This window comes from Bradyrhizobium sp. A5, assembly GCF_042076515.1.
In the GTDB taxonomy this organism is placed as follows: Bacteria; Pseudomonadota; Alphaproteobacteria; order Rhizobiales; family Xanthobacteraceae; genus Bradyrhizobium; species Bradyrhizobium cosmicum.
Window position 1 is genome coordinate 1,296,182 of the sequence record NZ_CP148990.1, and the last position, 16,216, is coordinate 1,312,397.

A 16,216-nucleotide genomic window follows, 5' to 3' on the forward strand; every position below is an offset into this window, starting at 1 on the left:
GAGGCTGAATTGGGTGAGTTCAAGCAGATGCGGCGGGAGATGTTCTTCAAGCCAGCCGGCGAGGACAAGTGGCAGCACCTGGGCCACGCCAGTGAGGTGACCGTCAGAGAAACGATCACTATCGGCAACAGGACGATCTCTCACGTCTACCGGCCGGGCGACGTCGAATCCACGGAGAAGGCGACGAACGAGCTCGCTCGGTTCGTCATGGGAAAGGACGACTGATGACCGCCACCTACACCGTTCCCGAGCGCCTCGCGCTCCTCATCGCCGGCCTCGTGTTCGTCGCCGTCGCCGCGTTCGGCGCGATCCACGTCGCGCCGAACCGGCATCTGTTCCCGCAGAACGAGAACGTCGGCACGGTCGGCCTCTACCGGTCGTCGATCCTGCTCGTGTTCGGCGTCTGGCTGGTCGCGCGGGGGCGGCGTGAGATGCGGGAGTCCGAATGGCTGAAGGTGGATGAGGCCATCGCAAATCTGCATGTGATCGACGGTAAGAAGTGGCCGCCTGTTCCGTGGAAGTGGGAGCCGATCATCCCTAAGCAGCCGACGGTTGAGTGGTCGCAGAGGCCTGGATCGGTCGTCGACCTGACTGGCTCCGAGCGGTCGGAGGAGGACTTCCTCAACGCCCCGATCGACGACCATGGCTATATCGATTTCGGAGCGCTGCGGCCCCGCCCTCTGCTTCCGACGGTGGGGAGTGCGGTCGCGCCAGGGCCTGAGCGGGTGCTTAGCGAGGCGGTTTCAAAGGTCTCCGCGTCCATCGCAGCGGGGTTCTCCCACATGCTCGACAACCTTCCGAGCGACGATCCGAAAGACGAGCTCCAACGCCACCTCTCCGACGCGCTGGCCGTCCTGCTGCGCGAGCCGAGCCTGACGATCGACGCCGGCACGCTGAGCATGCTCACGAAGCACAAGGCCAAGGCGGGGCCGATGAGGGGCAAGACGGCAGGTTCAAGAGCGCGAGGACTGTGGAAACGGTGGACAACGACTCGACGAGGGCGAGCGAGTGAATACCTGACCGCGACGCGGCGAGGAGTGAGTGGGTGAAGGGGGTTTACTATAATGAGCATGATCCGGACGCGGCGGCGTGGCTTGCGCGGCTCATCGCAGCTGGAGCTTTGCCTGCCGGCGACGTCGATCGGCGCGACGTTCGCGACGTCCCTCCGAGCGACCTCAAAGGCTACGTCCAGTGCCATTTCTTCGCCGGCATCGGCGGTTGGCCGCTCGCGCTGCGCAGCGTCGGATGGCGAGACGATCGACCTGTTTGGACCGCATCCGTGCCCTGCCAAGGATTCTCCCGCGCCGGCCTCAAGCGCGGCTTCGACGACCCGCGACATCTCTGGCCCGTCTTCGCGCCGCTCGTCGCGGAGTGCCGGCCTCCAGTCCTCTTTGGAGAGCAGTCTACGGACTATCCTGCGTGGCTCGGACTTGTGCGAAGTGATCTGGAAGCCGTGGAGTACTCCGTGGGGGCAATGCCTTTCACGGCCTCATGCTCGGGTGCGGAGCACGGCAGGCCGCGATATTACTTTGTGGCCGACGCCGACGACGAGTCGCGGCGGCTCGAACAACAACAGCAAGGCCGTGCGCCTGAGAGGGCATGGGACGAATCTCGTTGGCGCGTTGAAGGCTTCGCTATGGGGAACACCTCGCGTGTCGACGAACGGCGGTCGGGCGACGTCGGGAGTGCCGGACAAGTCGCGCCTGGAGAACCAGGTGATGAACACCGTCTGGAATGGATCGCAGATGACCGCGGGAAAGTCCGGCGCCGTCCACCCGGAATTCGCGGCCTGGCTGATGGGGTATCCGGCAACGTGGCTGTGGACGGCCCCGCCGGCGAAACGCTGATCTCGCGCGTTGCGGCGCTCAAGGGCTTCGGCAATGCTCTCGATCAACGCGCCGCTCGCGCGTTCGTCGCGAGCTGCATGGATTTCCTGGTGCCGCTCTTCATCGCGATGCTGGTGGCGGCGATGATGATGGCGCCCGGGGCGCTGCCGCCGGGCGGCTAGTCCCCCGCCAGGGGCCTCACCCCCAGACGATCTGGCAGGCGAGATACTCGCGTATGACGATGCGCACGTCGAGACCGGCGTGCCAGTTCATCTTGTATCTGTAACGACCTTCCTGGACGGTCAGCCACCCTTCATCGAACACCTCGTTCTCGACGATCAGCAACCGGCTCATCATGCGGCTTCCGACTTCAGGCCACACGCCGAGTTGCACCACGTCTGGCTTCGGTCTGTCCTCGAACTCTTCGATCTGTTCCGCGGTCATGGTCCCGAGCGGCCGCACCCAAAAGACCTCCGGTTCGTCGAGCTTGGGATCGTTGAGTTCGTATGCAGCGTGACCGCGCGCGAGCTTGAGGACAACGTTGCGCAGGCGGTCCTGCTCGACGTCCCAGACCGGCGAGCCGTTCTCGATGCGTCGCGCACGGCGGAGACGCTCCGCAAGGCGTACGCTGCTGGCGATCGTCTTCGCTATCTTCTGGCGCCCGATCCGAGCCGGGTCGACGTCGCCGGCGAGCGCGCACTCGACCAGCGCGGCGACGTATTCCTCGTCCGGCGCGAGGCCGTTGTTGCAGGAGAAGCAGGCCGGGCTGACGAACACGTTGGCCGGCAGCGGTTCGTCGAGTAGGACCTTCGACGGGAGATGGTCCTTGGTCTCGTCCGGACCGCCGCAATGGACGCAGGAGCCCTTGTTCCGTTCGTCGCCGTAGCATGCGAAATGCCGCATCGAGGTCGACCTCTCCTAGAGCTCGTCCGCCAGCTTCCTCAGACCTACCTTGCCTGCGTTCTCCACCGGCACGTGCAGCGTCATGTTGGCGGTCTTGAAATGGATGACCAGCACCCGGAACATCTCGCCGTCGATCATGTCTGGCTTGATCGCCGTGATCTTGCCGACCCCATGCTGCGGATAGACTACGTGCTCGCCGACCGCGAACTTCGGCGCCGGCTTGGGTTCGGGCAGAGCGGCCTTCGGAGGTTCGGGCTGCGGTGCCGGCCGGGGCGGGGGCTCGGGCTGCGGCGCCGGTCTACGCTCGATGCTGACGCCGGCGGCATGGTGCCCATTCGGCGACTGCGTGTTGGCCGGCAGTTGCCGTCCCAGTTCGAGCAGTGACGAGATCGTCATAGACCACGGGCCCCGCTCCGACAGGAGCGAGTAGCCGTCCTCACCCTGCTTCCGGTAGGCGGTCCTCTCATAGCTCCAACCGACCGCCGTCTGCGCGTAGAAGACTATGAACTCTCGGCGAGCCTTCTCCTTGTCCAAGAACATGAAGTAGTGCCGCAGCCAGTGCTCCCGGTCCTCGGGGATGCAGACGAAATGCTGCAGCCGCCAGCCCAACACCGGGTTCATCAATTCTTCCATCTCGGTCGGGCCGCCCTTGACGGTGCGGTCGAACCAGTCCCTAAAAAAGCCCATCGCAATGCCCCGCCGTCTCAATCCGGGGACTATACCTGCGATTGAAGCCCCGGGCGAGGTAACTCAGTCCTTCGCCAACCCCTTGAAAGAACTGTGGCGCAGATATCCCTCTGAGGTGATGTCGCGGTACTCGACGTCCGCGACGAGCTTGGGATCCACCCAGGTCGCCTTCGGCTTCCGGATGGGCTTCGTCAGTTTCGACTTCGGGGACGCCAGCGCGTCGAGCTTGCGCCGCAGATCCGCCGACATCTTGCGCGTGAAGCCGGTCCCGACCTTGCCGACGTACTGCAATTCCTTGCCGACTCGCTTGCCCAGATAAAGCGCCGCGATGCCGCCCGGATCTTTGATGAAGCCGACCACGGGAAACTGCCCGCGCTGCGAGCACTTGATCTTCAGCCAGCCCTCGTTGCGGTCGGATCGGTAAGGCGCATCGGCGCGCTTCGACACGATGCCTTCCCAGTTGAGCTTCGCCGCCGCGGCGAACATTTCGGCGCCGCTCGTCGCCATGTGCTCGCTGTAGAGCACCGGCGCTTCCAGTCCGGCTTCGTCCATCATCTCCTTTAGCAATCGTTTCCGCTCGATCTGCGGCACCCGACGAAGGTCGTAACCGTCACGGTAGAGAAGGTCGAAGGCGTAAAAGAGCAGGCGACCCTGTCGGCCCGCCGCGAGCTCGGCCTGCAGTTCGGCGAAGTCGGTACGGCCGTCGTGGACGACCACGATCTCGCCATCGACGATGGCTTGGCTGATCGGCGAGGCCGCGAACGCGCCGGCGATCTCAGAGAATTTCTTCGTCCAGTCCAGCCCGCTGCGGGTGAACACGCGCGGCCGCCCGCCGGCCAGGTGGACCTGGGCGCGGTACCCGTCGAACTTGATCTCGTGAACCCAGGCCTCGCCGGTCGGCGGCTTGGTCTTCAGGGTGGCCAGCTGCGGGCTCAGGAATCCGAGCATAACGCCGGAGGGAACCGCCCCTTCGACGTCTGCAAGGGACCGAACCGGGGTACGCCTACGCTGGACCATCCACACCGAAGATAGTGGTGCATGGCAGGGATTCCGAATCCTTCCTTGGCAACCATAACTTCACGTTCTATGTTTGTTCACAAATTCTTGCTATCATTTCGGTTGCCTGTGGGGCCGAATTGAATCAAGGTGCCGGAGGCGCCGCGGATTACCGCGGAATGCAGCGGAGGCCGTGGTGGGGCAAGACGGCAAGCACGCGCAGCGCGTCACGACGACGCTCAGGAAGGACAGATACGCTCAGCTGACCGCCATCGCGAAAAAGCGGGGCGTCGCGCTGTCCTGGCTGATTCGTCACGCGGTTGAGAGATTTTTAGAAGAAGAATCCGGCGGGCCCAGACTGCCGTTCGAGGAGAACGACCATGCAAAGCGCTGAGCTGTTCGCCGGTTGCGGCGGCCTCGCAATGGGCATGTCCCGGGTAGGATTCCGTCATCAGTTCCTCGCCGAGTTCGACCACGATGCGGTCGCGACCGTTCTCCACAACAAGGCGAACGGCGTCGAGCACGTGCGCGACTGGCCGATCGAGCGACAGGATGTGCGCGACGTCGACTGGAGCGCGCACACGAAGCTCGAACTGCTGTCCGGTGGCCCGCCCTGCCAGCCCTTCGGCATCGGTGGGAAGAAGCGCGGCGACAAGGATGACCGCGACATGTGGCCCGAGGCGATCCGCGCCATCCGCGAGGCCAAGCCGCGTCTCTTTCTCTTCGAGAACGTCCGCAACATCGCCGGACCGCGATTCCTGCCGTACCTGGAATGGATCGTGTCCTGCCTGGAACGGCCGTCGAACCTGCGCAAGCCCGGCGAGACGCCGCTGCAGCACGCCTTGCGTCTGCGGTCCTCGCGAGGCAAGGCCGAATATCGCGTCTGCTGGCAGGTCGTGAACGCCGCCGACTACGGCGCGGCGCAGATCCGGCATCGCGTACTCATCTTCGGGCTCCGCAACGACGTCGGCTACGCCCCCTTCGCGATGAGCCGAACTCATTCGCGCGACCGGCTGCTGTGGGATCAGTACGTCACCGGCGAATACTGGAAGCGGCATGGCCTGAAGAAGCGCAAGCCGTCCGAGCAGGACGCCCCCAAGGTCGCGGCGCTGAAGCGCGGCGACGCGCCCGAAGGATTTGCCTGGGTCACCGTGCGTGACGCGCTCGCGGGACTCGGCGAACCGAACGGCAAGCGCAACCACGTCTTCCAACCCGGCGCCCGGGTCTATCCCGGCCACACCGGCAGCCCCCTCGACCTTCCGGCAAAGGCGCTCAAGGCCGGCGACCACGGTGTGCCCGGCGGCGAGAACATGATGGTCAAGGACGACGGCACCGTACGATACTTCACGACCCGCGAGGCGGCCCGCCTGGTCGGGCTGCCGGACGACTACGAGTTCCCGCGCTCTTGGAGCGAGAGCATGCGCCAGCTCGGCAACGCCGTGCCGGCTCAGCTGGGCTTCGCGGCCGGATCGTGGCTGCTTGAGCTGGCGTCGGGACGGTCCGTGCCGCTGGAATTGGCGCGCGCCTCGGCGTAGGTTCGCCTCCGAACAGCCGCGGGTCGAATCCTTGACCTCGGAAGGGGGAGTCGAGGATGGCGCGCGGGCCTGATCGCATCGCGATGGACGATCTGCAGAAGGCGCTTGCTGCCATCCGGGAATCCCTCGGCCACAATCCGTCGCCGGCCATCATCCGTCGAGTGCGGGCGGGCTTGGCGGATCATGCCGCGGCGCTCGAAGAGATGCGGGCGGCGACCGACCCGATCGGCATGCCGCGGGCGACCTTCGATCCCGCCGACCCGAAGGCGATCGGCCGTATGGTGTCGATCGCGCTCCTCGCCCAGGAGATGGTGTCGCTGCGCGAGGTGAAGCGCGCCTACGGCTCCGGCGTCTACGCGATCTACTACCGCGGCGACCATCCGCTCTACGCCGCGATCTCCAAGACCGAGACGCCGATCTATGTCGGCAAGGCCGACCCCGCGAAGGACGACGCCAGCGATGCGCGCGAGCAGGGCCCGAAGCTGACGGACCGCCTCATCGAGCACGCCGGCACCATCGCCACCGCCGAGGGTTACTCGAACCAGCTGCCGCAAGGCTTGGCCCCGATCGGCCTGGCCGACTTCACCTGCCGGCGCCTGGTCTGCGCCACCAACGCGCAGCTGGTCGCCGAGAAGCATTTGATCAGCACGTTCTGGCCTGTCTGGAATTCCGAGACGAAGGCGTGCTGGGGGATGAGCAAACACGGCGACTCCGCCGGCACGAGAAAGAACAAGAGATCGCCTTGGGACGTCGTGCATCCCGGGCGCCCATGGGCGCTCGACGCGCGTCTCCAGGATTCGTTGTCGCCGCAGGAGATCGCCGCCCGCATCGACAAGGTGCTCACGGACTATCCGCCGCGAAAGGACCACGCAGCGCTGCTCGAGGAGATGCTGGCGGGTTTCCGCCAGGACGGCGCCCCGAAGGACGCGGAGGTCTCGCCGGTTGGCGAAGAGGCGAGCGGACCGGATCCGGAAGAGGTCGGTGGCGAAGACGACGAATGAGACATCGCCGGAGCGCAGCGCGCAGATGGCACGCGTGCGCGGGCGCGACACCAAACCGGAAATGCGCGTCCGCCGCGCACTGCACGCCGCCGGCCTCCGGTATCGTCTGCATGCGAAGGGTCTTCCTGGCCGGCCCGACCTGATCTTCCCGAGCCGCCGCGCCGTCGTCTTTGTGCACGGCTGCTTCTGGCACCGACATCCGGATCCCGACTGCAAGCTGGCGCGCCTGCCGAAGTCGCGGCTCGACTTCTGGCTGCCGAAGCTCGAGGGCAACCGCGCGCGCGACGAGCGCGTGAAGGCCGAGCTCAAAAGACTCGGCTGGAAGGTGTTCGAGGTCTGGGAATGCCAGATCAAGGACGACGATCTGCGCGCCGTCGCCAAGCGGATCAAGGCGATCCGGCCCCGGCCAACCCACTGATTTCGAATCCTTTTCGAGGGATAATGTGGGGAACGGGGCGTGAACGCCTTGTTTCCGGGAACCGCGATCGTCACCATGCAGCCGCGATTCGTTCAACCGCAGGTAAGCCCATGGCCGACGATGCCCCGGACTACGCGACTTGGCTGCCCGTCATCGGGCGGTCGCTCGCGTATCTCTGTCTCGACGTCGCAAGGAAGCGCGACCCGGACAGATACAAAGAGGTCCTCGACAATCCATGTTCGCGTTCCTGCGCGCCCTCGACCTGCAGCCGCTCGAATGGGACCAGGCGATCCGGCGCGCCCGCCGGGGAGCCAACCCCTTCGTCGGCGACGTCATCGATCGTGTCATGGACCAGGCCCAGGCGGTGCTGGTCCTGTTCTCGCCCGACGATCTGGTGCAGCTCAAGGACCACTTCGTCGAAGGCCATGAGAAGAGCAAGGAAGGCAAACAGCGCGGACAGGCCAGGCCGAATGTGATCTTCGAGGCCGGCCTTGCCATGGGACGACATCAGGAAAAAACCGTGTTCGTGCAGGTCGGCGAAGTGAAGGATTTCTCGGATATCGGCGGACGCCACATGCTCCACTTCAACGGCTCGCCCGGAAGCCGCAACGCCCTCGTCGGCCGCCTGCAGATGCTCCATTGCGACATGGACACCGACGGCCGCGACTGGCTCGACGTCGGCAAGTTCGCTCCGACAGAGGCGAAGGCGCGCAAGGCGAAGAAGAAAGCGAAGAAGTGAAGGAGCGCCGCGCGAGGATGAAGGAGAACTCCCTCGCGGACATCATCGCGTTTGAAGGCGATAAGAGCGATCTGTTCCGCGAGATCGGCCGCTTCGTGTTCGAGTATTCAAGGCTCGAAGACGAACTGCGCACCCACCTCCGGCGCAAGGCTCAAGTCCCGTTCGACTTCAACACGCCGATCATGTCGGCCTTCGACTTCGCCAGACTCTGCAACGCGCTGATCGCGGTGTCCGAGATCGAGGAGGACGGCAAGCCAGATCCCGCCCTAGAGAAGCTTCTGAAACAGGCGCTGAAGATCAATGAGAAGAGGGTTGCCGTCGTGCACGGGCGATGGATGTCGACCTACGCCGGCGACCGTGCCCAGCACGTCTCCCGGAGCAGCATGAAGCCGACGAACTACTTCGAGAACGAAGGAGATCTCGATGAGCAGTCCGATGCCATCGTGAAGTTGCGCGCCGACCTCGCGGAGGTCATCCATGCCGGCAACGAGCGCCGTAGACCCAAAATCGCGAAAAAGCGCCGGAAGATCGATTAAGCTCTGCGGCCGTGATGCAACGCAGATCCTGCGATCGTCGTAACGGGATCTGAATCCTTTTGTGAGAGGGTGACTGCGGACGGGGGAACGGAGGCACCATTAAGACCATTGCAGCACTCATCGCCATCCTCATCGCCCCGCCCGCCGCCGCCGAGCCCTGCCGCTGGGGCACCAACCGGCCCGCGATCGACACCATGACGACCAACCGCATCGATCCCAACGCGCAGCAGATGCGCTGCGAGCAGACGACAACCGAGCGCATCGTCGACGGCCAGACGCGCACGACGCGGACCTGGAATTTCAGCGTGAAGTGAGGAAAGCCTAGTATACTAGGCGTTTTCGCCGATCACGGCGTGATCGCCTGGTTTACTAGCTTTCCACAGGCTGTGGATTCTGAGGAGAGAGGCCATGCGGATTGTCCAGTTTACCGTGCATTTCCGACTGAACGCGCCGATCTGTCCAGTATAGCGGACAAATTAACCACCTAAGGGCAGCTAACTCGTCAGAGCGCGTGTTGACTCACGCGCTCGTGAATCGATTGTGCTTGCGTTTCCCTCAGATTGTAGACATTCTGTCTACATACAAGACGGCGCGATGGTCGCGACGTCCAGCAGGAGAACAGAATGACCACGAAGGCGCTGGCGCTGCTGTCGAAGCTGCACCTCCGCGAGGATACCCGCGCTGCGGACCGCGCCGCCTAGACCACGCAACATCGACCTCACGCCCGGCGCCGGCAACGGCTACCGGGCTCGGGGGCGTAGGGACGCCGCATCCGCGGCATCGAGAGGAGGGACTGATGTCGACCAAGCCGAACCCCGTCCACGTCCACGTCCACGTCCACGCCCGCGTCGGCCGCGAGCGCCGTTTCTCCGTATCGCCGCCGGTCCGCAAGGAATTCGTAGCGATCACCGGCGAGCGCGCCAAACTGGCTGCCTGGGCTCACGCCGCGCGCATCGTCGAGCGCGACGCCACCTTCGACAGCCGCGGCTACTCGGTGATCTGATGGAATTCCTTGACGCGAACAGCATCGTCGGATTCCGCCGGAAGCGCCCCAACTGGCCGGGGCGTGGCATGGGTGTGATGCTCCAGATCAGCGACGGTCACTGGCGCCGGGTCTATGCCGGCGATGAAGCAACCAGCTTCGTCAAGCAGGGGGACAAGCGCATGTACCTGGACGATAAGTGCCGGGCGAAGATCGCCGAGCTCAGGTCCTCATCGGAGGTCGGATGATGGCGAAGGCATCCCGCGCCGCCCGCATCAAGGCGGCCCTCGACGTGGCCTACGGCACCCGCGGCCTTTCGAAGATGGCGGCGGACGCCGGCATCTCGAAGCAGCTGCTGTCGTTCATCGTCGCCGGCGACCGCGAAGTGACGGACGACGTCTACCGCAAGATCGCGGAGGCGCTGCTGCTCGAGGCCGACCGCCAGCGCGCTGCGGCCAACAAGATCGACCACATAGCGGGCCGCATGCTCGCCGAACTGGAGGAGTGAGCATGAGCGATATCGACATGACGAAGTGGAAGGCCGAAGGCCACGACATCTCGCGGACGGTCGGAGCGTTCAAGCTCCTGGTCGGCCACGACGCAGACGCGGACGAATGGAGCTTCACGGTCATGGCGCTCGGCTCCGGGTACCGCGACGGTGGCGCCCGCAAGACGGTCGAGATCGACGGCGGTTGGGTGAAGCAGCGCGACTCCGCCATCAATGCGGCCGAAGACAGCCTCGCCCTCCTCCTGGGCGACACGCTGACGGAGCTCGGACTCGACGGCCGCAGCTACAACGACGGCACGGCGATGACGTTCGAGCGCGTGGTGCCGGGAGAGAAGGAATAGCGTGCCGCGTTCGCGCGGGTAGGCCGACGGCAGCCCAAGAGGGTCTCCTGTGGCAACTTATTCCGGGTCCGCCCGGGTTTCACTCAGCAGCCCTGGCCCACACGGCCGGGGCTTTTTCTTTCGGCATCGGCATCGTACCGCCGGCTTTGAGGTACGCCTCGATCAGGGCGTCGCTCCACGCCCCCATCGCTATCGCTTTCTCCGGCATGCGCTGGTTGCTGACGTAGAACGCCTTCGTCGTCGGCGCCAGCCGGTCGTCAGTCTCCTCGTCGGCGTGCGCCAGCATCGCGCTGATGCCGCTCTTCGGCACGCCGGGCGCGGCGTCGAGGTAGTTGCCGGCGACGCTGCGCACGAGGTGCAGACTGAACCACGGCAGGTCCGCGAGGAGGTTCTGCTTGTTGCGGCCGCTCTTCTTGACGCCCCGCATCGCGCGCAGGTGCGCGTTCAAGCTGTTGGGGAAGACAGCGACGTCGTCGTTCTCCGGATCCCGGCCGTGCCGCCTGGTCGAAGCGAACACCCACTTGCTGTCGATCTCGCCGTGTTTGCGCCGGACCTCTTCCGTCCAGTCCGCGATCGATCCGTTGGCGACCGCCAGCACGGCCGGCGGCAGCGGCAGCCAGAACTCGGACTTGCCTTTCATGGTCTCCGGCGGCCATGCGGCCCGACCCCAGCCAGGCCGGCCGAATTCGTCGACCTGCAGCAGGCGCTCACGCTCGAGTGCGACGGTCGAGAACCGCCGGTTTCCGGTGAACGCCACCCACCACAGCCCCCAGCGAACGCCGGCAGAGATCCGCTCCTCGGCACAGAAGGACTCATGCTCGACCAGCAAGGCGCCCAGGTGGTTCACGTCGAACGCGACCTTGGCCTGCGTCAGCGTGCGCCGGCGCGCCTGCATCTCGACGATCTCGTCGCCGGTGGGATCCGGCGGGCGCATCGCCGTCCACCACGGCATCGTGCCGTGCAGGCCGCTCTTCTCGCCGCGCTTCGACAGCGCCCAGGTGAGCGCGCTCTTCACGTACGCCAGCGTCTTGCAGGCAGCGCGGTGGCCGTTCTCCTCGTGCACCTTCTCGATCGCACGCGTCAGGTCTAGCGAGGTGAGGGCGGTAAGCGGCCTGGCCGCCAGGGCGGCGACCGGCGGCTTGGCGAAGGCGAGGCGGACGTCGTCCTGGGTGCCCCGCGACGGCGGCTTCACCCGGCCGGCCCGCCAGCGCGGCTCCTTCAGGCTCGCCTGATATTCCCTGTCGAGGTCCGACCACAGCCAGGCGGGCGGCGGATCACCGGCAGAGACCGGCTTCGGCGGCGCCTCGATGCCGGCGTAGACCTCGGCAGCCCGGTCGCGGGCCTGTTTGATGGAGAGGTAGCCGCGCTCATACTCGCCCCGGATGGCGTTGGCGACGCCGATCTTCTGCGACCGGCCCCGGGCCCGGACGAACCAGGTCACTTGCTTCCCGCGCTGGCGCAGCTGCAGGTAATGCTGGCGGACGTCGAACCAGTCGCAGATCGCGTCCGAATCCTTGGACGCCTTCGCCATGTCGGACGCCGTCTTCACGACCTCGGCGGTGATGTCTACTCGAACGCTCGGCACGCTACGCCCCCTCAAGGATCCGTAGCAAATCCGTAGCATGCGATGGAGTCAAACCGCCGCCTGTCGATCGATCAGTATCGATTCTGGAGGGTATTTCCCCGCAAAAATGCCAGTTTGGTTAACCTGAAGGGCCTGTGGCTGCTGAGCACCGGCATCATAATCCTGGGGTCGGGGGTTCGAGTCCCTCTCCCGCTACCAAGAAATAATAGGCAATTTTCGCCAAATTGCTTGACGTCCATTTCTTTCGTACCACGCTTCGTACCACCTTTCTGAGGGGCATGCGCCTACGAGGCGCATCGAGGGGCAGCCCGCCTTATCGCTACGATTGGCGCGGTGGGTGACAGTCGTTCATGGTTCGGTCCGCTGCGGCGCAGCGCCGCAGCTTGCGTGTTTTCTGGTCGATGATGCCGATCGGTACGTCGAAGAAGCGCACTTGCCAGTGCCCGTCCTCGGTTTCCTCGACGGCAACTGATTCACCGATGAGTGCGCTGGAGATGTGGATGAGATCGCCACGCCATTTGATCTCGCCGTTGGAGCGGACCTGGCGCACCGCGGCTTCGGCTGGATAATCTGGTTCTGGAAGCCGCCCTGGCATCGCACGAGGCTGGCGGATGCCCAGCTTGATCCGCCATAACGACCGCGCCGTCAGACCCGTCGTCCCGGACTCCCTCTGAAAATGGTAATTACGGTGGTCCGGATGGTTTTGAGATAGGTCAAGGACCCCTGGTTTAGCCGTGCGATGGACGGCATCTTCAGACTGTTGCCGGGGGCGCGCTTGCGAAGAACCAGATGGGGAGGAGTCGTCGACGACGGCCTTGAGGCAAGCTGCTTCTTCCGCATCGCCGAGCGCAATGGCATATTCTGGTTCGTCGATCCCGATGGTGGCCGCTTTATCTCGAAGGGGATCAATACGGTCCGCTTCGATCAAGACCGCATCGGCCGGACTGAGCGCGTGCCCTATGCCGAGGCCTGCCGAGCGAAATACGGGAGCCTACAAGCCTGGCGCGCCGCTGCTTCCGACCGGCTGGCAAGCTGGCAGTTCAACACGGTCGGCTGCTGGTCGGACGAAGGCGTCGCCCGTGCGGGATCGCAATTGCTGGCGATCACGCCGATCAGGGAACTCGGCGCATCTTTTCGCTTGCACCGACGCGACCAGATATTTCCGGATGTCTTCGATCCGGAATTCTCAGCGCATATCCGCACAAGTGCCAGGGAGCGTTGCACGCTTCGTCGCAATGATCCCGGCTTGCTCGGCACCTTTATCGATAACGAACTCTACTGGTCGACTGATGCGCGAGGGCCCGATGAGCTGATGACGCTGTTCCTGAATCTGCCATCTCATCGTCCTGGTCGGCTTGCTGCCATTTCGAGTCTGCAGGCGCATTATCGGGATATCTATCGGTTCAATGCGGTATGGCGGACACCGGCGCGCTCCTGGGAGGAGCTTGGCAGGATCGAACATGTTGCGGCGCCGTTCGTCAGACTCCCGCCGGGAGGCTTGAACGACGCGATCGAGACCAAGGCCAATCTCGCCGATGACGCGCGCGAGGCCTTTTCAGCAGATTGCGATGCCTTTGTAGCCGTCGTGGCCGACAAGTATTTCGAAGTGTGCGTCTCGGCAATCAAGACGGCAGACCCGCATCATCTCGTGATCGGCTCCCGGTTCGGCTGGCAGCCGCCGCGGGGCGTGATCGCTGCGGCAGGTCGCCATCTCGATGTGATCTCCTTCAATTGCTACGAATTCGACCCCGGTCCGATTATTGACGCTTATGCTGCCACCGGTAAGCCATGCCTGATTTCCGAATTCGCCTTCCGCGGCGATGATGCAGGTCTTCCAAATTCCCAAGGGGCAGGACCGCGTGTGGCGACCCAGACCGAGCGCGCTCGGGCTTTCGAGGGCTATGTTGCAACCGCTCTCAGCAAGCCGAATGTCGTTGGCTATCACTGGTTCGAGCATGCCGATCAGCCAGCGCAGGGACGTTTTGACGGTGAGGATTCGAATTTCGGCACGGTGACCGTCGACGACCAAGTCTATGACGAGCTGACGACGACCATGACAAGGGTCAATGCCGCTGCAGAACGCATTCATGCCGCTGCCGTCCCGGCTGTGATCTGATCGCTGCAACGCATTAAGGTCAGGATTTGAACTTGCCTTCCGCCGATGTCGCGGCTGCGATAGCGAGTTGAACGGTTTCGTCCTGCGTCTTGATGGCTCGGGTCAGGGAAAACAACCGTTGGCGGGTGTCATAAAGCTGATCGAGCAGCGACAGCACCACCGGTAGCGCGCTGTCATCAACGTCGAGTTGATAGGTCAGCGTACAGATGAGACGGATCCGCGCGCATTCCATGTCCGAGAACGTCAGAGACCCTCTGTCCTGTTCCGGCACTACCAGCTCTTCGCTGACCCAACGTTCGAGATCGCTGCGCTGGAGCGCGGAGATGGTCGCCAAAAGATCGTCGACAGCCATCATGGCTCCATCTCCTTGCGTGGATCCTGAGGGCTTTTTGGATGCCATGCTTCCAGAAACTGTATCAGTTCGGGTTCTTCGACCGTGGGAAGGATCACCTTCAGCGTGATCAATTGATGTCCGCGCTGCCCGGACTTTCGGTTGCGGATACCTCTTTCGCGCAGCCGCAGCGTGGTGCCGGAATTCGAACCCTTCGGGACTGTCACCGTCACCGGTTGAGTGATTGTCGGCACCTCGATCCTGCCTCCCAGCACCGCCTCGCGCAGGGTTACGGGTATTTCGACATGGATGTTGTCATCCTTTCGGTGGAAGAACGGATGCGGCTGGATGTGCAACTCGACATAGGCATCGCCTGACGGCCCGCCGCCATAGCCAGGCATTCCCTGGCCTTTCAGCCGCAGCATCTGCCGGTCCTCGGCGCCCTCGGGAACAATCACCTCAAGGGTCTTGCCGTCCGGCAGCATGATGGTTTGAGTGCCGCCGCTGGCGGCGTCCACGAAGGCCACCGGCAACACATAGCTCACATCCTGGCCGCGCGCCCGGAATGCCCTCTCCGATCGTTGCCCTCTGCCACCAAACGCTTTTGCCAGGAACTCTTCCAGATCTTCGTTGCTGTCAAATCCATCCTGCGCGGCGTGCGAGGTGTAGGCGGGCCCGTCCGCGAAGTCGCGATAGAACCGCTCCTGCGGTCGCTCTGCGCCGCTGGCGTCGATCTCGCCCGCGTCAAACCGCCGCCGCTTCTCCTTGTCTTTGAGCAGATCGTTGGCGGCCGAGATTGCCTTGAACTTGGCCTCTGCCTCCTTGTCGCCCGGATGGAGGTCAGGGTGAAATTTGCGCGCCAGTTTCTTGAAGGCGCTCTTGACCTCCTTGTCGGTCGCGGATCGAGTTACGCCAAGCGTTTCGTAAGGGTCTTTCATTCACCTGATCCCGAAGGTCTACGAAATCCAGTCAATTCTTGCGGCCTTTCTGGGTACCGGCGCCACCGCTGTTTTGGGATGCCCTACGATGATGGGAGCGGCTGGCACGGTCGTGCCGGAAAGCTTGAGCGACGACTTCCCCTCCGACGTTCCAAGCCAGCCCTGTGCAAATCCGATCCAACATGTTCCCAACCCGGCGGCGCAGGCCGCCAGCATCAGATTCTCCGCCGCGAGAGCACAATCCTCAACGACCCATGGCCCCTCGGGTGCCGAGATCACAATCAATGCTGGAGCGTGATAGAGTATGTCGAAATCGGGATTTTCGAGAATGCTTTGGAAGTGATGCGATGCCAACGCCGCGGCCGAGGTCTTGAGCACATGGGCCTTTGCCTCGCGCGAAATGCGCGCGAGTAGTGCTTTGTCACGCACGACCGTAAACAGCCATGGCTGTTGATTGACGGCGCTAGGCGCCTGGATCGCAGCATCGATGAGTTGCCGCAACACCTCCTCGTCCACCGGCTGCGAGGTGAATTCGCGTACCGCGCGCCGACTATAGATGGCTTCTTTGAGATCCATGGCAATCTCCATTTGCATCCAACTAATCCTGACGCACCCGTCATTTCTCGGTTTGATGTCGATCAAATCGGTGGAGGCGCAGTGATCCTAGGTTGAGCTGGTGTTGGAGGTTCATCATGCATGGACGCACTGCACTTCGTACTGCGATCGTTGTCGTCGCCCTTTTGGGCTCCGTCGGCCTGGGCTCGGTGGCCGTTG

22 protein-coding genes are annotated in these 16,216 nt (G+C 64.0%); 14 read left to right on the plus strand and 8 right to left on the minus strand.

Features of this window, described 5'->3' with window-relative positions:
- Positions 1-9: 9 nt before the first annotated feature.
- Genes WHZ77_RS06045 through WHZ77_RS06055 form a run of 3 tightly spaced genes read left to right on the plus strand, consistent with a single transcriptional unit; the run spans position 10 to position 2,008 of the window.
- Positions 10-225: a hypothetical protein gene (locus WHZ77_RS06045; protein WP_375312840.1), complete on the plus strand. Its 216-nt coding sequence runs from the start codon at positions 10-12 to the stop codon at positions 223-225.
- Positions 225-1,049 carry a hypothetical protein gene (locus tag WHZ77_RS06050; RefSeq protein ID WP_375312841.1) on the plus strand — a complete coding sequence of 275 codons (825 nt, stop codon included), beginning with the start codon at positions 225-227 and terminating at the stop codon, positions 1,047-1,049. The genes WHZ77_RS06045 and WHZ77_RS06050 overlap by 1 nt, the downstream gene beginning before the upstream one ends.
- Positions 1,046-2,008: a DNA cytosine methyltransferase gene (locus tag WHZ77_RS06055; RefSeq protein WP_375312842.1), complete on the plus strand. Its 963-nt coding sequence runs from the start codon at positions 1,046-1,048 to the stop codon at positions 2,006-2,008. Before WHZ77_RS06050 ends, WHZ77_RS06055 begins: the two co-directional genes overlap by 4 nt.
- Before the next feature lie 16 nt (positions 2,009-2,024).
- Here the strand turns inward: WHZ77_RS06055 and WHZ77_RS06060 are convergent, their stop codons facing one another.
- The 3 genes from WHZ77_RS06060 to ligD all read right to left on the minus strand — a co-directional run bounded on the left by WHZ77_RS06060 (position 2,025) and on the right by ligD (position 4,364).
- Positions 2,025-2,729 carry a hypothetical protein gene (locus WHZ77_RS06060; RefSeq protein ID WP_375312843.1) on the minus strand — a complete coding sequence of 235 codons (705 nt, stop codon included), beginning with the start codon at positions 2,727-2,729 and terminating at the stop codon, positions 2,025-2,027.
- A gap of 15 nt (positions 2,730-2,744) precedes the next feature.
- Positions 2,745-3,416 (minus strand): CarD family transcriptional regulator, encoded by a 672-nt coding sequence (locus WHZ77_RS06065; protein WP_375312844.1) that lies wholly within the window; start codon positions 3,414-3,416, stop codon positions 2,745-2,747.
- A 63-nt stretch (positions 3,417-3,479) separates the two neighbouring features.
- Positions 3,480-4,364, minus strand: a complete 885-nt coding sequence (ligD, locus tag WHZ77_RS06070; RefSeq protein WP_375312845.1) for a non-homologous end-joining DNA ligase — start codon at positions 4,362-4,364, stop codon at positions 3,480-3,482.
- Positions 4,365-4,608: 244 nt separating this feature from the next.
- Between ligD and WHZ77_RS06075 the strand changes: the two genes are divergently transcribed.
- The 10 genes from WHZ77_RS06075 (at position 4,609) to WHZ77_RS06120 (ending at position 10,472) form a co-directional block, all read left to right on the plus strand.
- Positions 4,609-4,806, plus strand: a complete 198-nt coding sequence (locus WHZ77_RS06075; protein WP_375312846.1) for a CopG family transcriptional regulator — start codon at positions 4,609-4,611, stop codon at positions 4,804-4,806.
- A 28-nt stretch (positions 4,807-4,834) separates the two neighbouring features.
- Complete coding sequence (locus WHZ77_RS06080; protein WP_375312847.1) at positions 4,835-5,947, plus strand: DNA cytosine methyltransferase; 1,113 nt, start codon at positions 4,835-4,837, stop codon at positions 5,945-5,947.
- Positions 5,948-6,003: 56 nt separating this feature from the next.
- Positions 6,004-6,948 carry an Eco29kI family restriction endonuclease gene (locus tag WHZ77_RS06085; RefSeq protein ID WP_375312848.1) on the plus strand — a complete coding sequence of 315 codons (945 nt, stop codon included), beginning with the start codon at positions 6,004-6,006 and terminating at the stop codon, positions 6,946-6,948.
- Positions 6,929-7,366, plus strand: a complete 438-nt coding sequence (locus WHZ77_RS06090; RefSeq protein WP_375312849.1) for a very short patch repair endonuclease — start codon at positions 6,929-6,931, stop codon at positions 7,364-7,366. The genes WHZ77_RS06085 and WHZ77_RS06090 overlap by 20 nt, the downstream gene beginning before the upstream one ends.
- Before the next feature lie 235 nt (positions 7,367-7,601).
- Positions 7,602-8,105 carry a TIR domain-containing protein gene (locus tag WHZ77_RS06095; protein WP_375312850.1) on the plus strand — a complete coding sequence of 168 codons (504 nt, stop codon included), beginning with the start codon at positions 7,602-7,604 and terminating at the stop codon, positions 8,103-8,105.
- 17 nt (positions 8,106-8,122) lie between these two features.
- On the plus strand, positions 8,123-8,641 hold the full coding sequence (locus tag WHZ77_RS06100; RefSeq protein WP_375312851.1) for a hypothetical protein: 519 nt from the start codon (positions 8,123-8,125) through the stop codon (positions 8,639-8,641).
- 796 nt (positions 8,642-9,437) lie between these two features.
- Positions 9,438-9,644 carry a hypothetical protein gene (locus tag WHZ77_RS06105; protein ID WP_375312852.1) on the plus strand — a complete coding sequence of 69 codons (207 nt, stop codon included), beginning with the start codon at positions 9,438-9,440 and terminating at the stop codon, positions 9,642-9,644.
- Positions 9,644-9,871 (plus strand): hypothetical protein, encoded by a 228-nt coding sequence (locus WHZ77_RS06110; protein ID WP_375312853.1) that lies wholly within the window; start codon positions 9,644-9,646, stop codon positions 9,869-9,871. Before WHZ77_RS06105 ends, WHZ77_RS06110 begins: the two co-directional genes overlap by 1 nt.
- Positions 9,871-10,131, plus strand: a complete 261-nt coding sequence (locus tag WHZ77_RS06115) for a helix-turn-helix domain-containing protein (RefSeq protein WP_375312854.1) — start codon at positions 9,871-9,873, stop codon at positions 10,129-10,131. The genes WHZ77_RS06110 and WHZ77_RS06115 overlap by 1 nt, the downstream gene beginning before the upstream one ends.
- A gap of 2 nt (positions 10,132-10,133) precedes the next feature.
- Positions 10,134-10,472 carry a hypothetical protein gene (locus WHZ77_RS06120; RefSeq protein WP_375312855.1) on the plus strand — a complete coding sequence of 113 codons (339 nt, stop codon included), beginning with the start codon at positions 10,134-10,136 and terminating at the stop codon, positions 10,470-10,472.
- 79 nt (positions 10,473-10,551) lie between these two features.
- Here WHZ77_RS06120 and WHZ77_RS06125 read toward each other — a convergent pair whose 3' ends face one another.
- Both WHZ77_RS06125 and WHZ77_RS06130 read right to left on the minus strand, forming a co-directional pair.
- Positions 10,552-12,057 (minus strand): hypothetical protein, encoded by a 1,506-nt coding sequence (locus WHZ77_RS06125; protein ID WP_375312856.1) that lies wholly within the window; start codon positions 12,055-12,057, stop codon positions 10,552-10,554.
- 319 nt (positions 12,058-12,376) lie between these two features.
- Positions 12,377-12,985, minus strand: coding sequence for a hypothetical protein (locus WHZ77_RS06130; protein ID WP_375312857.1), 609 nt, complete (start codon positions 12,983-12,985; stop codon positions 12,377-12,379).
- A 24-nt stretch (positions 12,986-13,009) separates the two neighbouring features.
- On the opposite strand from WHZ77_RS06130, the gene WHZ77_RS06135 reads away from it, so the two are divergent.
- On the plus strand, positions 13,010-14,173 hold the full coding sequence (locus WHZ77_RS06135; protein ID WP_375312858.1) for an agarase: 1,164 nt from the start codon (positions 13,010-13,012) through the stop codon (positions 14,171-14,173).
- A gap of 19 nt (positions 14,174-14,192) precedes the next feature.
- On the opposite strand, the gene WHZ77_RS06140 is transcribed toward WHZ77_RS06135, so the two are convergent.
- The 3 genes from WHZ77_RS06140 to WHZ77_RS06150 are packed head-to-tail and all read right to left on the minus strand — an operon-like array spanning position 14,193 to position 16,018.
- On the minus strand, positions 14,193-14,528 hold the full coding sequence (locus WHZ77_RS06140; RefSeq protein WP_375312859.1) for a MerR family transcriptional regulator: 336 nt from the start codon (positions 14,526-14,528) through the stop codon (positions 14,193-14,195).
- The gene (locus WHZ77_RS06145; RefSeq protein WP_375312860.1) at positions 14,525-15,442 is read right to left on the minus strand and encodes a DnaJ C-terminal domain-containing protein; all 918 of its coding nucleotides are present in this window, start codon (positions 15,440-15,442) and stop codon (positions 14,525-14,527) included. Before WHZ77_RS06145 ends, WHZ77_RS06140 begins: the two co-directional genes overlap by 4 nt.
- Positions 15,443-15,460: 18 nt before the next feature.
- A complete protein-coding gene (locus WHZ77_RS06150; RefSeq protein WP_375312861.1) occupies positions 15,461-16,018 on the minus strand; it encodes a nitroreductase in 558 nt (185 codons plus the stop codon).
- Positions 16,019-16,216: the final 198 nt, after the last annotated feature.

Bases quoted from the DNA above. Each gene is read 5' to 3' on its own strand.
- WHZ77_RS06100 (WP_375312851.1), top strand. From the start codon at position 8,123: ATGAAGGAGAACTCCCTCGCGGACATCATCGCGTTTGAAGGCGATAAG.
- WHZ77_RS06065 (WP_375312844.1), bottom strand. From the start codon at position 3,416: ATGGGCTTTTTTAGGGACTGGTTCGACCGCACCGTCAAGGGCGGCCCG.
- WHZ77_RS06080 (WP_375312847.1), top strand. From the start codon at position 4,835: ATGGGCATGTCCCGGGTAGGATTCCGTCATCAGTTCCTCGCCGAGTTC.
- WHZ77_RS06095 (WP_375312850.1), top strand. From the start codon at position 7,602: ATGTTCGCGTTCCTGCGCGCCCTCGACCTGCAGCCGCTCGAATGGGAC.
- WHZ77_RS06110 (WP_375312853.1), top strand. From the start codon at position 9,644: ATGGAATTCCTTGACGCGAACAGCATCGTCGGATTCCGCCGGAAGCGC.
- WHZ77_RS06115 (WP_375312854.1), top strand. From the start codon at position 9,871: ATGGCGAAGGCATCCCGCGCCGCCCGCATCAAGGCGGCCCTCGACGTG.
- ligD (WP_375312845.1), bottom strand. From the start codon at position 4,364: ATGCTCGGATTCCTGAGCCCGCAGCTGGCCACCCTGAAGACCAAGCCG.
- WHZ77_RS06145 (WP_375312860.1), bottom strand. From the start codon at position 15,442: ATGAAAGACCCTTACGAAACGCTTGGCGTAACTCGATCCGCGACCGAC.
- WHZ77_RS06120 (WP_375312855.1), top strand. From the start codon at position 10,134: ATGAGCGATATCGACATGACGAAGTGGAAGGCCGAAGGCCACGACATC.
- WHZ77_RS06150 (WP_375312861.1), bottom strand. From the start codon at position 16,018: ATGGATCTCAAAGAAGCCATCTATAGTCGGCGCGCGGTACGCGAATTC.
- WHZ77_RS06105 (WP_375312852.1), top strand. From the start codon at position 9,438: ATGTCGACCAAGCCGAACCCCGTCCACGTCCACGTCCACGTCCACGCC.
- WHZ77_RS06050 (WP_375312841.1), top strand. From the start codon at position 225: ATGACCGCCACCTACACCGTTCCCGAGCGCCTCGCGCTCCTCATCGCC.
- WHZ77_RS06140 (WP_375312859.1), bottom strand. From the start codon at position 14,528: ATGATGGCTGTCGACGATCTTTTGGCGACCATCTCCGCGCTCCAGCGC.
- WHZ77_RS06085 (WP_375312848.1), top strand. From the start codon at position 6,004: ATGGCGCGCGGGCCTGATCGCATCGCGATGGACGATCTGCAGAAGGCG.
- WHZ77_RS06060 (WP_375312843.1), bottom strand. From the start codon at position 2,729: ATGCGGCATTTCGCATGCTACGGCGACGAACGGAACAAGGGCTCCTGC.